Source organism: Kitasatospora sp. NPDC058170 (assembly GCF_042883905.1).
In the GTDB taxonomy this organism is placed as follows: domain Bacteria; phylum Actinomycetota; class Actinomycetes; order Streptomycetales; family Streptomycetaceae; genus Kitasatospora.
Genome location: NZ_JBHVUV010000047.1, coordinates 27,695 through 42,107 on the forward strand (window position 1 = coordinate 27,695; position 14,413 = coordinate 42,107).

A 14,413-nucleotide genomic window follows, 5' to 3' on the forward strand; every position below is an offset into this window, starting at 1 on the left:
TCAGCAGGCGATGCTGCCCTTGCGCAGCGCGTGCCCGCCGGTGTTGCCGTCGTCCGCCCAGTAGACGGGCTTCGAACCGGCGGTGCACTCCCCGGCGCCCGCGAGGGCGAAGCCCTCGTTGTTCAGGTTGGCCATGCCGCTCGGGCGGTTGAAGACCGCGGTGGTGGTGAAGACCCCGCCCGCGCCGACCTGCATCGTCCGGTGCTGGCCGTTGCACGTGTCGTCGCAGACGACCCAGAGCCGGGAGGCCTGCGGCTCCCACTGCAGCTCCATGACCCCGGCCATGCCGCTGGCGACGGTGGCCACCCGGGTGAACGCCCCGGAGTCCTGGAGCACGAAGCCGTAGACCGTGCCGCCCTCGACGGCCACGAAGAACACCCCGCCGGTGTGCGCGCCGTACCCGGCCGGGTTGTAGACCGCGTTGGTCGACGCGTCCTTGAACCCGGCGCCGGTCAGGTAGCCGTCGGGGACCCAGGTGATGCCTTCGAGGCCGAGGTTGGAGCCCACCGCGGGCAGTGCGGAGGTCAGGTTCCACTCCTTCGCGGCCGTCAGCGAGGTCGCCGTGCCGCTCACGTCGTAGCGCAGGACGGACAGCCGGCTGGTGCCGGACGCGTCGCCGTTGCGCTCGCTGGAGACGAACACGCCCCCCGCGGAGCCCGCGCCGGTGAGCGTGACGCCCTCGCTGTCAGGACTGCCGGCGCCGCCCGGGAAGCGCAGCGTCTTGCCGGAGGTCCAGCCGTTCGCGGTGTCCGGCTTCCACCCGCCGGAGCCGTTCGGCACGAGCCGCCACAGCTTGCCGGAGTTCTGCGCCCCCCACAGCACGCCGCCCTCCTGGTAGAGGCCGCTCAGGTCCGACCCGAAGACGCCGGAGGCGTCGGCGGTCGCGACGGACCCGCTGCCGGGCCAGGCCACCGGCGAGGTGCTGCCGCCCCCGCTGGTGCCGCAGGCGTTTGCCGCACCGAGGGTGAGCGCGGCCTTGGCGAACGCGCCGGTGCCGTCGGGACAGCGGGACCACGACGGGTCCGAGTGCTCGCTCCAGCTCACGCTGTCGACCAGGGTGCTGCCGTTCGGCAGGTACAGCCGCGCCTTGTCGGAGGAGCCCAGGCCGAACTTGCCGTGGACGTCGAAGGCCCGGAACGCGCCGGGGGCCAGCGTCGTCCCGGCGGCGATCGCGTACTTGGAGCCGTTGTCGTCGTCCTTGAGGATCCAGCCGGAGATGTCGACGGTCGCGGTGCCCTTGTTGTAGAGCTCGACGGAGTCGTCGACGTCCCCGGTGGTCACCACCTCGTTGATCCGGATGTCGTCGGCCGCGGCCGCCTGGGCCGGTGAGGCGCCCAGCGCCCCCAGCGGGCCGGCGACGGCGACAAGAAGGAACGCAAGGTTTCGGCGCCACCGCGGTGCGCGCGATTCGGTCACGATGTCCGTCCCGGGATCGATCTGACAGGCCGGTACCACCGTCCCGGCACCCGCCCAACGGGGCCCCGCGGCCGGGCGAGCGCCGCATGAACGCCGGGCGAACCGGTGGGCGGACGGGTGGGTGAACCGGTGGGCGAACCGATCGGCGGCGCCGCAGGCCGGGCACCGCCTCCGGCGGGCCCAGAATATGCCCAAAACCCTTACAGGAAAGTGAATATGAGTTAGCGTCATGGCCCCTGTGGGGATGTACCGGGGGAGCAGGGCCGGCCGGGACGGGGCAGGGGCGGGCGGCCGAGGGGCGGACTTTCGAGGGGCCGGATGGAAACGCTGGACTGGTCGTGGGTCGGCCGGGAACGCGAAGGCGTGCTGTGCCACGGGCGGACGGGCGGCAGGCCGTACGCGGTCCGCCTCCCGGAGGTGATCGGGCCGCCCGCCGACTCCCCGCCCGCCGACTCCCCGCTCGCCGGCCGGGACGCGGACCTGGCCGAACTGCACGCGGCGCTCACCGGCGCCGACGAGCCGCGCGCGGTCGTCACCGGCCCGCCGGGCGTCGGCAAGACCGCCCTGGCGCGCCGACTCGGCCACGTCCTGCAGGCCGACGGGCACTTCCCCGGCGGCCTGCTCGCGGTCGAGTTCCACGGATCCGACCACACCCGCCGCCTCCGCCCCGAACGCGCCCTCGACACCGCACTGCGCGCCCTGGGCCTGCCGCCCGCGCACATCCCGCCCGAGCCGGCCGACCGCGCCGGGACGCTGCGCCGCGTCCTGGCCGGGTACGCCGCCCAGGGCCGCCGGCTGCTGCTGCTCCTGGACGACCCCGCCACCGACGACGACCTCGCCCCGCTGCTGCCCGACCCCGGCACCGCCGGTGTCCTGGTCACGGCGCGGCGCGCCCCCCGCGGTGTGCCGGGCACCGTCCACGGGCTGGCACCGCTCGCCACCGCGGCCGCGACCGACCTGCTGCGGCGGGAGCTGGCCGCCCGCGGCGCCCGCGTGCCGGCCGCCACCACGCACGGACTCGACCTGCGCCGCCTGGCGAAGGCCTGCGGCGGGCTGCCGCCGGCGCTGCTGGTGACCGCCGCCGCGATGGCCCGGACCGGCTGGACGGCGGCCGAGACCGTCCAGGAGCTCGACCGGATCCGGGCGGGCCTGGCCCGCCTCGACGGGCCCGTCCAGACCCTGGCGGCCGCCCACCGCCTGGCCCTGGGCCCGCTGGGCGCCGGGCCGACCCGCCTGCTGCGGCTGCTGTCCCTCGTCCAGGGCGCCGACTTCTCCACCGACACCGCCCGGCACCTGGCCGGCAGCGCCGCCGGGTCGGTCGAGGCCGACCTCGCGGAGCTGCACGCGGCCGGGCTGATCGGGCGGGCCGGCACCCCCGGCTGGTGGCGACCCGCACTGCACGCCGACGACGACCTGCCGCTGACCGTTCCGGCCGGCCCGGGCACCGGCCCACGACCGGCCGAGGAGGCCCGGGAGGCGCTGGACCGGCTGCTGCGCGGCCGCACCGAGCAGGTCCGGGCCGCCTGCCGCCTGCTGAGCCCGCTGCGGTCCGGCCGCGGCGCCGCCCCGCAGGTCTTCGCCGACCGCGCCGCCGCGCTCGCCTGGCTGGACGCGGAGCACGCCACGACGGCGGGGCTGCTGCGCCGGGCTGCGTCCACCGGCGGACCGGAGACGGCGGCCGACCTCGCGCAGGCGCTCGACCCCTACCTGGAACACGGGCGGCGCCACGACGAGCTCGCCGACGCCGCCGCCCTCACCCGGGCCCTCGCCGAGGAGCACGGCGACGCCGGCGGGCAGCTGACCGCCCAGGTGCGGCTCGGCCGCCTGCGCTGCCTGGAAGGGCGCCACGAGGAGGCCCTGACGGTACTGCGCGGGGCGGCGGAGGGAGCACGGCGGATCCGCCACTGGGAGGCCGCGTCGCTGGCGCTGGCCGCGCTGGCCGAGGCCTGGCGGGCGGTCGGCCGGTGGGACGAGGCGACCCGGGAGGGGCGCCGCGCGGCCGCGATCGCCGCCCGCACCACCGGCGACGCGGAGGCCGAGTACCGGGGGAGCCTGCACGCCGGGATCGCGCTCGCCGAGAAGGGCCGGGGCAAGGCCGCCTCGAAGGACCTGAGCCGGGCGGTCCGGGTGGCCGAGGCGGCCGGCGACCGGGCCGCCTCCGGCGTGGCACACGTCCAGCTCGGCCTGGCCGGCCTCGACCTGATGGGCGAACCGCTGGCCGCGGGTGCGGTGTTCGCGCTCGCCGTCCACGCCTTCAACGAGACCGGGGACGAGTGGCGCCACCACGTCGCCCTCGGCCTGGCCGGCCGGGCGAGCGGTGAGGGCGGCCTGAGGTTCCTGGGCGAGGCGGCCGAGAAACTGCTCGCCCTGGGGGACGAACACGCCGCGCACCTCGTGCTGGAGGAGGCGGGCGACGCGCTCGACGCCCTCGGCGGCCACGAACAGGCCGCCGCCGTCCACCGGGCGGTCGCCGACTTCCGTGCCCGCACCGGGGATCCGGCCGGGCGGGCCCGCGCCCTCACCGCCCTGGCCGCCTCGCTCGGACACCTGAAACGCCACGAGGCGGCCGTCGAAGCCGCGACCGAGGCGGTCGAGCTGGCCCGGGAGGCCGGGCAGCGGGCCGTCCTCTCGGCCGCGCTGAGCGGCCTGGGCCGCTCCCTGCACGACGCGGGGCGGCCGCCGGCGGCCGTCGACCCGCTGCACGAGGCGGCGGCCCTCGCCGCCGAGGAGAACGACCCGCTGGCCGAGGTGTGGGCGCTGGCCCTGCTGGGCGCCGTGCTCAACGCGTCGGGCCACCGCACCGAGGCCGCGGCCGCCTTCCGGCGGTCACGGGCGGCGGTGCGCCGCTGTTCGGAGCCGGTTCCCCGGGACACGGTCCACCCGGCCCGGGCGGAGCGGCCCGCGCTGCCGACGGTCACCGTGGTGGAGGCCACGGTCGCCGCCGGAACGGTCCTCCCGGGCGCGGCCGCCCGGGAGGACGGCGGCGGGTCCGGGCCAGGGACGGGGGCCGGCGAGGACGGTGCCGCGGGGCGAGGCGGTGTGGCGGGGCAGAAGGGTGCGCACCACCGGGCCGCGTCCTCCGCCTATGCCCTGGCGGGCGTGCTGCTGGCGGCCGCCGCCGTGGCGGCCCTCCGGCTCGGCGGGCCGTGGGCCACCGCGGCGGCCGTGGTCGGCGGGGTGGGCGCGGCGCTCGCCCTGGTGGCCGGCCTGGCCTTCCGCACCGCCGCCGGCGCGGACGTGGCGAGCCCGGCCCAACTGGTCCTGCAGGGCGGCTGGACGCTCCTCGCCCTGCCGATGACGACCCTGCACGCGGTGTCGCTGATGCGCGGTGAACTCCGCCTCGCCGGGGCCGTCCCGAGCTTCGTCAGCCTCGTCGGCTACCTGGTGCTCGCCTCCCTGGTCCGCCGCGCCGGACGGCGGGGCAGGGAGGCCCTGGGCGTCTAGCGCCGCGTCAGGCAACTTTTGCCCGTCAAGGAGCGGCGTCCGGTGCGTGCTGTCGGCGTGCCGGCCGGAAGTCCTCGTACTGGACGTACTTGGGCTTTCGGCCGGTGCGGCGAAAGTGCGTGCCGGGCGTCGCGACGGGGCGAAGGTTGCCTGACGCGGCACTAGGGGCGGGGAGCCCCTGGGCGTGTAGGGGCGGGCTCGCCCAACCCGCGCCGCGCCCTTCGTGGTTGGTAGCCTGCCGGGATGACTGCGACCTTCGACGAAGCCGTCCGTGCCCGGCTGCGGGCACTCAACATCTGGTACGTCGGCACCGTGTTCGCCGACGGGGCACCGCAGGTCAGCCCGATGTGGGTGGATCTGGAGGGCGAGGGGGAGCTGACGTTCAACACCTCGGTGGGCCGGGTGAAGGAGGAGAACCTGCGTCGCGACCCGCGCGTCTACCTCTCGCACGCGGACGCCGCCGATCCCTTCGACCGCGTGCAGATCAGTGGTGTGGTGGCCCGCTTCATCGAGGGCGAGGAGGCGCGCGACCGGATGGACCTGATGGCCCGCAAGTACCTGGGCGTCGAGCGCTACGAGTGGACCGTGCCGGGTGAGCAGCGGGTCGCGGTGATCGTGCGCCCGGTCAAGGTGCGGCACATCGTCGGGGTGGAGCGGTTCCGGCCCGGCGGCCCCGTCCCCGCCCCCGAGTAGGGCGGCAGCCTGTTCCGGGGCCGCCCGTGCAGGCCCCGAGGGGGGATCAGGCCACCGCCTCCGCCTCCAGGTACTCCTCCCGGACCTCGCGCGGGCCGAACGGCCAGGTCCGTTCCGCCCGGGCCCAGAGCAGGAAGGCGCCGCACCCGGCCGCGACCCAGACGAGCGACCACTCGACGGGGTGGAAGCCGGGGGCGTTGCGGTCCGCGTAGCCGTAGACGACCAGCCAGCCGACGGCCGCGAGGATGCCCGGCGCCGGGTAGAGCCACATCCGGTACGGACGCGCCAACCCCGGCTGCCGGCGCCGCAGGACGGTGACGGCGACGATCTGGGCGAGGGCTTGGACGATGACCATCACGGTGGTGAGCAGGTTGATCAGGACGGTCAGCGGCGGGTGGGTGGCGCTGTTGCCGAGGTGGCGGCCGAGCAGGAAGCCGGCGGCGGTCATCGCGCCCATGGCGAGCAGTCCGAGCACCGGGAAGCCGTGCTTCGGGTGCAGTCGGCCGAAGGCGCGGAAGAACACCCCGTCGCGGGCCGCGTCGTAGGGCACCCGGGAGCCGCCGAGCAGGCCGGCCAGTACGGACGCGAAGGCGGTGATCAGGATGAGCACGGTGACGACGTCGGCGGCGCCCTTGCCCCAGGTGCTCTCCAGGACGGCCGAGGCGACCGACCTGGAGGCCACCGAGTCGGGGTCGAGCATGGCGTGCCAGTCCATCGCGCCGAGCACGCCGATCTGCAGCAGCAGGTAGATGGCCATGATGCCGGTGATGGACAGCACGATGGCGCGCGGTAGCACCCGCCCGGGGCGGCGGACCTCGGCGCCGAGGTAGGCGGCGGTGTTGTAGCCGAGGTAGTCGTAGATGCCGATGGTGAGGCCCGCCGCGAAGCCGGTCCAGAACCGGCCGTGCGTCAGTTCGACGGCGTGCGCGGGCCAGTCGAAGGCGCGGCCCGGGCTGAAGTGGGTGTAGCAGGCGAGGATCACGGCCAGCACGGAGACGATCATCACCGCCCACATCACGGTGGTGAGCCTGGCGACGCTCTCGACCCGGCGCCAGAGCAGCAGCACCACCAGGGCGCACAGCGCCAGCCCGACCAGGTCGCCCTGACCGGTCGTCATACCGGGCCAGAGGTAGCCGAGGTACTGGACGAAGCCGACCACGCCGGTGGACATGATCAGCGGGATGAAGAGCATCGCCGTCCAGACGAAGAGGAACGGCATCAGCCGCCCGCTCCGGTACTGGAAGGCCTCGCGGAGGTAGACGTAGGTGCCGCCGGAGCCGGGGAGGGAGGCGCCGAGCTCGGCCCAGACCAGGCCGTCGGCCAGGGCGAGGACGGCGCCGGCGATCCAGCCGATCACCGCCTGCGGGCCGCCGAAGGCCGCGACCATCAGCGGGATGGTGACGAACGGTCCGATGCCGCACATCTGGCTCATGTTGAGGGCGATGGCCTGGAAGAGGCCGATTCTTCGGGTAAGACCTGGGGACACCGTGGCCTCCGGACGCGGGGGAGTGGAGCACCGTGCGGGTTGCGGAGGTTCAAGTTAGGGAGCATTACTTACTTCGTCAAGACATCGGCCGGGCGTGTGGCCGGGCATCTGGCCGGGCGTGGGCCAGGGCGCGTGGCGGTGTGTGCGGTAGCGGTGGTGCGCCGGAGCGCGGCGGCGCGCGGCGGGCGGCGTGATCACGCGTCAGGTGATCTGCGGTGAAGGCGACTTCCCGGGGTTGCGGGCGCCGACCATTGGGAAACTTTCCTAACGAAAGTCATTGACCGTGCTGCCCGGTGCCCCCGATTCTGTAGGCGCCTGCTGCGGTCGCCGCCGTCCGCCGCGGGTACTCTCCCGTCCTCCCCCCGGGCCTGCCGCCGCCGAGCGGTGGGTCGACGAAAGTGAGTTGGCATGCACACGACCATAAGGGTCCGCCTCACGGCCCCGCTGCTGGCCGCCGCCCTCGGACCGGCCGCCCTGCTGCTCGCCCCCGTGGGCGCCGCCTCGGCCGCCGCCCCTGCTCCCGCCGCCCCCGCGGCCGCCGTCCCCGGGATGGCCGCCGCGCCCTACGAGTACCTCGGCTGGGGCAGCCCGCAGAAGCCCACCGACGTCATGAAGGCCACCGGGGTCAGGTGGTTCACCCTGGCGTTCATCCTGTCCGACGGCGGCTGCAACCCGAAGTGGGACGGCAGCCGGGCCCTGGCCGGCGGCTCCGACGAGGCCGCGATCAAGTCCATCCGGGCGGCCGGCGGCGACGTCATGGTCTCGGTCGGCGGCTGGAGCGGCAACAAGCTCGGCGAGAAGTGCTCCAGCGCGAGCGCACTGGCCGGCGCCTACCAGAAGGTGATCGACGCCTACAAGCTCAAGGCGTTGGACATCGACATCGAGGACACCGAGTTCTCCAACGCGACGGTCCGTCAGCGGGTGGTCGACGCCCTGAAGATCGTCAAGACCAGGAACCCCGGCATCGTCACCTACGTCACCATGGGCACCACCCCGAGCGGGCCGGACGCCACCGGCAAGGACCTGATCAAGCGGGGCGCGGCGGCCGGCCTGGCCAACGACGGCTGGGTGATCATGCCCTTCGACTTCGGCGGCCACAGCGGCACCATGGGCCAGGCCACGGTCAGCGCGCTGAACGGCCTGAAGGCCGCGGTCAAGAGCGCCTACGGCTACAGCGACGACGCCGCGTACCGGCACATCGGGGTGTCCTCGATGAACGGGAAGACCGACGAGGCTGGCGAGACCGTCACCACCGGCGACTTCCGCACCATCCTCGGCTACGCGCAGCAGCACCACCTGGCCCGCTTCGCCTTCTGGTCGGTCAACCGCGACCGCGCCTGCGGCTCCGGGACGGACGCCGACGCCTGCAGCGGCGTCGCGCAGTCCCCGTACGAGTTCACCAAGATCGTCGTCCAGTACCAGGGCTGAGGAGCACACCGATGAACCGGATCCCGAACCCGAAGCCGATCCCGAACCCGACCGCCGCGCGGCGGTGCCGCACCGCCGCCGCCGTGCTCGCGGGCGCCGGCCTGGCGGCCGGGCTGCTCGCCGCCCCCGCCGCGTCCGCCGCTGCGCAGCAGGCCGCGTCCGCCACCGCCGCGCAGCAGGCCGCCGCCGGGCCCGCCGTGCCCTTCGGCAGCCACCGCTACCCGTACGCCGCCGGGATCCTCAAGCCCACCGGCGCGCAGGCCGACCTCGACCAGAAGGTCGTCGCCGTCTACAACGCCTGGAAGGCCGCGTTCGTCAAGCAGAACTGCGGCAACGGCTGGTACCAGGTGATCTCGCCGGACGCCGACCACCCGTACGTGGCCGAGGCCCAGGGGTACGGCATGGTCGTCACCGCCACCATGGCCGGCGCCGACCCCGCCGCGAAGACCGTGTTCGACGGCCTGGTGAAGTACGTGCTGGCGCACAGGTCGGTCAACAACTCCGACCTGCTGGCGGCCGAGCAGGACTCCTCCTGCAAGTCCGTCGACGGCTCCGACTCCGCCACCGACGGGGACCTCGACGTCGCCTACGGGCTGCTGCTCGCCGACCGGCAGTGGGGCAGCACGGGCACGTACGACTACAAGGACCTCGCCGTGAAGCACATCAAGGCGATCAAGGCGAGCGAGATCAACCCGAGCACGCACCTGACGCTGCTCGGCGACTGGTCCACCAAGGGCGACTCGACCTACTACGTCACCCGCTCCTCGGACTGGATGATCGACCACTTCCGCGCCTTCCGGGCCGCCACCGGCGACGCCGCGTGGGACACGATCCGCAGCGCGCACCAGAACCTGATCACCAAGCAGCAGAGCGGCTACGCCCCGAACACCGGGCTGCTCGCCGACTTCGTGGTCAACACCAACGGCACGGCCAAGCCGGCCGCCGGCGAGGTCCTGGAGAGCCCCAACGACGGCGACTACTCCTGGAACGCCTGCCGCGACCCCTGGCGGATCGGCGCGGACGCCGTCACCAGCGGCGACGCCGCCTCGCTCGCCTCGGCGCGCAGGATCAACACCTGGATCAAGGGCAAGGCGGGCGGCAACCCGGCGAACGTGGTCACCGGCTACCACCTCAACGGCTCGGCCTTCGACAGCGGCCACGACCTGGCGTTCACCGCGCCGTTCGCGGTCACCGCGATGACCGACCCGGGCTCGCAGGCCTGGCTGGACGCGCTCTGGACCAAGCTGGCGACCACGCCCGTGGACAAGAAGCTGTACTACGGGAGCAGCGTGCAGCTCCAGTCGATGATCGTGGCCTCCGGCAACCACTGGGTGCCGTAATGGCGGCCGGAGCACGGCCGCGCCACGCGCGGACGGCGGCGGCGGTCAGGGCCGGCGGTGCGGTACTCGCCGCCGCGGGCCTGGTCCTCGGCGGGTTGGCGGCGCCCTCGGCGACCGCCGTGACCGCCGTGACCGCCGTGACCGCCGTGACCGGGTCCGCGCCGAGCGCGGCGAGCACCGACTACCAGGCCGAGGACGCCGTGCTCGCCCAGGCGAAGGCGGCCACCAACCACAGCGGCTACACCGGTACCGGCTTCGTCGACTACACCAACACCACCGGCTCCGCCGTCGAGTTCACGGTGAGCGCCACGGCGGCCGGCAGCGCCGCGCTGGCCTTCCGGTACGCCAACGCCGGGGCGGCGAACCGTCCGATGGACATCGCGGTGAACGGGAAGGTCGTCGCCGCGGCCGTCACCTTCCCGCCCACCGCGGACTGGGACACCTGGGCGGAGAAGACCGTCGGCGTCGACCTCGCCGCGGGTGCCAACCGAATCCGGGCCACCGCCACCACCGCCGACGGCGGTCCCAACCTCGACCGCCTCCGGGTGGGCGCGGCGGCCGACACCACCCCGCCGAGCCGCCCCGGCGCGCCGAGTTGCTCCGCCGTCGGGCCGAACGGCCTCACCCTCGGCTGGGGCGCCGCCACCGACAACGTCGGTGTCACCGCCTACGACCTGTACGAGCACGGCAACAAGCTCGCCGAGGCGCCCGGCACCGCGACGTCCCAGCAGCTCACCGGGCTGTCCCCGGCCACCACCTACAACCTCACCGTGATCGCCCGGGACGGCGCCGGCAACGCCTCGCCGGCCAGCGTCGCGGTCGACTGCACCACCACGGCGAGCACCGACCCGCCGCCGAGCCCGCCGGGCACCCCGACCGTCTCGGCGGTCACGGCCACCGGCGCCACCCTGACGTGGGGCGCCGCCACGGACGACAAGGGCGTGGTGGCGTACGAGATCCGCAGCGGCTCCGCCGTGGTGAAGACCGTCACCGGCACCCCGCCGGCCGCCACGGCGGTGGTCACCGGGCTCGCCTGCGACGCCCCGTTCACCCTGTCCGTGGTCGCCCGGGACACCGCGGGCAACTACTCGGCGCCGTCCGGCGCGGTCTCCTTCACCACCGGCGCCTGCCAGGCCGACGGCGGCGTCCCGGGCTCCCCGACCTCCTTCTCCACCGGGTGGACGGTCCCCTGGGGCATCGGCTGGCTGCCGGACGGCAGCAGCGCGCTGGTGACCGAGCGGGACAGCTTCAAGGTCTTCCGGCTCACCACGGGCGGTACCAGGACGGCGGTCGGCACCGTACCCAACGCCGTCACCACCGACGGCGAGGGTGGCCTGCTCGGCATCGTCGTCGACCCCCACTGGTCGGCCAACCACTACGTGTACCTCATGCACACCGCCGCCGAGGGCAACCGGATCGTGCGGATGACGTACGACGGCAGCACGCTGGGCGGCTACAAGGTCCTGCTCCAGGGCATCAGGAAGAACCGCTACCACAACGGCGGCCGCCTCGCGTTCGGCCCCGACGGGTACCTGTACGCGTCGACCGGCGACGCCCAGACGTCCTCGCTGGCCCAGGACAGGAACTCCCTCAACGGGAAGATCCTGCGGCTGACCACCGACGGCAAGGCGGCCCCCGGCAACCCGTTCGGGAACTACGTCTACAGCTACGGCCACCGCAACCCGCAGGGCCTGGCCTTCGACCGCAACGGACGGCTCTGGGAGGCGGAGTTCGGCGACTCCAAGCGGGACGAGCTCAACCTGGTCAAGCCCGGTGCCAACTACGGCTGGCCGACCTGCGAGGGCCCCTGCAGCGTGGCGGGGATGACGAACCCCAAGGCGAGCTGGCCGGTCGACGAGGCCTCGCCGAGCGGCATCGCGATCGTCCGCAACGTGGTCTACATGGCCGCGCTGCGCGGTGAGCGGATGTGGCGCATCCCGATCGACGGGAACACCGAGAACGTCGGCACCCCGACCTCCTACTACGTCGGGGCCTACGGCCGGCTGCGGACGGTGTCCAAGGTGCCCGGGGCCGACCGGCTCTGGCTCACCACCACCAACGCCGACAACAAGGGCGGGGCGGCCGACGGCGCCGACAGGATCTTCTCGATCTCGATCGGCTAGTGCCGCGTCAGGCAACCTTCGCCCCGTCGCGACGCCCGGCACGCACTCTCGCCGCACCGGCCGAAAGCCCAAGTACGTCCAGTACGAGGACTTCCGGCCGGCACGCCGATAGCACGCACCGGACGCCGCTCCTTGACGGGCAAAAGTTGCCTGACGCGGCACTAGGAGGGACGAGGTCGACGAGGGGAACGAGGTCGACGAGGTCGGCGAGGAGAGGTGGTTCGGGCCGGCCGGGCCCGGCCGCCGCAGCGTCGACCGCCCGGGCCCGGGGGCTCCCTCCGGGCCCGGGCGGCCCGCGCGTTGACCGCCCGGGCGGCCCGGGCGGCCCGGGCCCCGACCGCCCGGGCTACGCCGTCTCGCGGTCGATCTCGTCCTCCCGGACGAGCCAGAGCGCGAGCACCGCGCCGATCAGGCTGACCACACCGCCGAGCAGCAGCACGGTGTTGAGCCCGTCGAGGAACCCCGCGCGGGCGGCGTCCGCGGCGGCCTGCCGGGCCGGCTCGGGAAGCGCGGCGAGGAGGTCCGGCAGGCTGCCGGAGGAGGCGGCCTCGATCAGCTCACGGGGGTGGGCGCCCTCCGCGGTCGGCGTGCCCGCCGCCAGCTCGCGGACCTTGTCGGCGCCCCGCCCGACGAAGATCGCGCCCCAGACGGCGATGCCCACCGCGATGCCGACCTGTCGGAAGGTGTCGTTGATCCCGGCCGCCATGCCGCTGTTCTCCTTCGGGACCACGCTGACGGCCACGTCCGCGATCACCGGGTTGATCAGGCCGACGCCCGCCCCGCCGACCAGGAAGCCGGCCAGCAGTCCCGTCCAGTCGTCCTCGGGCTGGATGCCGCCCATCAGCAGCAGGCCCGCACCGACCGCGAGGAGGCCGACGAAGAGCATCAGCCGGGCCTGGACCCGGGAGAGCAGCAGGCCGGCGACGGGGGCCACCAGGAAGCTGAGCACGGTGATCGGCAGATAGCGCACGCCCGCCGCGAACGGGGAGAGCCCGAGGTAGTTCTGCAGGTACAGCGTCAGGTAGAGGAACAGGGCGAACAGGGAGCTGGACACCGCGAACGCGGCCAGCTGCACACCCGTGAAGGCGTGCCGGCGGAACAGCCCGAGCGGCAGCATCGGTTCGGGGGTGCGGAGTTCGACCACCACGAACGCGGCCAGCACGACGGCCGCCCCGGCGAACAGCGAGACGATCAGCGTGCTGCCCCAGCCCTCGGCGTTCCCGCGCACCAGCGCCAGGACGAGCAGGAAGAGCCCGCTGCTGAAGGTAACCACCCCGGCCCAGTCGATCCGGGTGGCGTTCGGGTCGCGGCTCTCGGCCAGCTTCAGGTAGGTGACGACCAGGGCGGCCGCGCCGATCGGGATGTTGAGGTAGAAGATCCACTCCCAGCCGAGCGAGTCGGTGAGCGCCCCGCCGACCAGCGGGCCGACCGCGACCGCGACCCCGATGGTCGCCCCGTAGAGGCCCATCGCCGTGCCGCGCTCGCGCCCGGGCGGGAACTCCTGCGCGACCAGGGCCAGGGACACCGCGAACATCACCGCTCCGCCGACGCCCTGCACCGCGCGGGACACGTTGAGGAAGGTCGGGTTCGGCGCCAGCGCGCAGAGCAGCGAGGCGGCCGAGAAGACCACCAGCCCCGCGGCGAAGGACCGGCGGCGGCCGAGCCGGTCGGCGAGCGAACCGGCCGTCAGGACCAGCGCGGCCAGGGACAGCGCGTAGGCGTCGAACACCCACTGGAGGTCGGTGAAGCTGGCGCCGAGGTCCTTGCGGATCGACGGCAGGGCGACGTTGACCACCGTGATGTCGAGCAGCAGCATGAACGTCGCGACCGAGACGGCGATGAGGGTCCACCACTTGCGTTGCACGGCAGCCGATCTCCTTGGCCTGCCGACCGGGGTTCGGTCGGGACGGCACCGACCGTATGGCCCGAAGTGGAGCAAACCCGGACAAGCGCGGCCGGGTGGCCGTATTTAGGCCCTGTCCGGCGGAGATGGCGGCGCTGGGGACTCCACGGATGTCCGCCGACGGTCCGCGACGGTCCGCGACGGCCCGGCGAAGGCCCGGCGCTCCCGGTTGCCGCGCCTGGGCGGCTTCTTGGCGTTCCGTATCCGTGAGATCACGATCTGCCAACAGGTGTGGGATCCGTGTGCACCCCGTGTTGCCAGGCTGGTTGAATGACGAACCTCTTTTCAGATGGAACGGAGCGTTCTCCACCCATGCCTTCCCGCATGCCCGTTCGGCCGCGCACCGGCCACCGCGGCCTGGCCGCCGTCGCCGGTCTCGTCCTCACCATCGGCCTCGCCCTGACCGGGTGCGACCCGGCTGCCGGTGACGGCGCCGCAGCCCCTGCAGCTCCCGTCGCCGCCTCCACGCCCGCGGCACCGGCGCCGGCCCCCTCCGCGCCGGCCGTCCCGGCGTCGCCCGCCCCGCCCGCGACCACCGCCGCGCCGCAGCCGGTCGCGCCGGCCCCGGTCGTCCCGCCGC

General features: G+C 74.3%; 8 protein-coding genes and 1 pseudogene. 6 read left to right on the top strand and 3 right to left on the bottom strand.

Features of this window, described 5'->3' with window-relative positions:
- Window positions 1-1,416 carry a lamin tail domain-containing protein gene (locus tag ACFVVX_RS35205; protein ID WP_387951854.1) on the bottom strand — a complete coding sequence of 472 codons (1,416 nt, stop codon included), beginning with the start codon at window positions 1,414-1,416 and terminating at the stop codon, window positions 1-3.
- Between the two features lie 318 nt (window positions 1,417-1,734).
- On the opposite strand from ACFVVX_RS35205, the gene ACFVVX_RS35210 reads away from it, so the two are divergent.
- Window positions 1,735-4,860: an AAA family ATPase gene (locus tag ACFVVX_RS35210; protein WP_387951856.1), complete on the top strand. Its 3,126-nt coding sequence runs from the start codon at window positions 1,735-1,737 to the stop codon at window positions 4,858-4,860.
- A 243-nt stretch (window positions 4,861-5,103) separates the two neighbouring features.
- Entirely contained in the window at window positions 5,104-5,553 is a 450-nt protein-coding gene (locus ACFVVX_RS35215) for a TIGR03618 family F420-dependent PPOX class oxidoreductase (protein ID WP_387951858.1), read from the top strand.
- Between the two features lie 46 nt (window positions 5,554-5,599).
- Here the strand turns inward: ACFVVX_RS35215 and ACFVVX_RS35220 are convergent, their stop codons facing one another.
- A complete protein-coding gene (locus ACFVVX_RS35220) occupies window positions 5,600-6,985 on the bottom strand; it encodes an APC family permease (RefSeq protein WP_387951860.1) in 1,386 nt (461 codons plus the stop codon).
- 462 nt (window positions 6,986-7,447) lie between these two features.
- On the opposite strand from ACFVVX_RS35220, the gene ACFVVX_RS35225 reads away from it, so the two are divergent.
- Genes ACFVVX_RS35225 through ACFVVX_RS35235 form a run of 3 tightly spaced genes read left to right on the top strand, consistent with a single transcriptional unit; the run spans window position 7,448 to window position 11,930 of the window.
- Window positions 7,448-8,467, top strand: a complete 1,020-nt coding sequence (locus ACFVVX_RS35225; RefSeq protein WP_387951862.1) for a chitinase — start codon at window positions 7,448-7,450, stop codon at window positions 8,465-8,467.
- Between the two features lie 11 nt (window positions 8,468-8,478).
- Window positions 8,479-9,807, top strand: coding sequence for a glycosyl hydrolase family 8 (locus ACFVVX_RS35230; RefSeq protein ID WP_387951864.1), 1,329 nt, complete (start codon window positions 8,479-8,481; stop codon window positions 9,805-9,807).
- Window positions 9,807-11,930, top strand: a complete 2,124-nt coding sequence (locus tag ACFVVX_RS35235) for a PQQ-dependent sugar dehydrogenase (RefSeq protein ID WP_387951866.1) — start codon at window positions 9,807-9,809, stop codon at window positions 11,928-11,930. The genes ACFVVX_RS35230 and ACFVVX_RS35235 overlap by 1 nt, the downstream gene beginning before the upstream one ends.
- Before the next feature lie 346 nt (window positions 11,931-12,276).
- Here ACFVVX_RS35235 and ACFVVX_RS35240 read toward each other — a convergent pair whose 3' ends face one another.
- Window positions 12,277-13,794 (bottom strand): MFS transporter, encoded by a 1,518-nt coding sequence (locus ACFVVX_RS35240; RefSeq protein WP_387951867.1) that lies wholly within the window; start codon window positions 13,792-13,794, stop codon window positions 12,277-12,279.
- Window positions 13,795-14,157: 363 nt separating this feature from the next.
- On the opposite strand from ACFVVX_RS35240, the pseudogene ACFVVX_RS35245 reads away from it, so the two are divergent.
- Window positions 14,158-14,413, top strand: a pseudogene (locus tag ACFVVX_RS35245) (hypothetical protein); the annotation flags it as partial.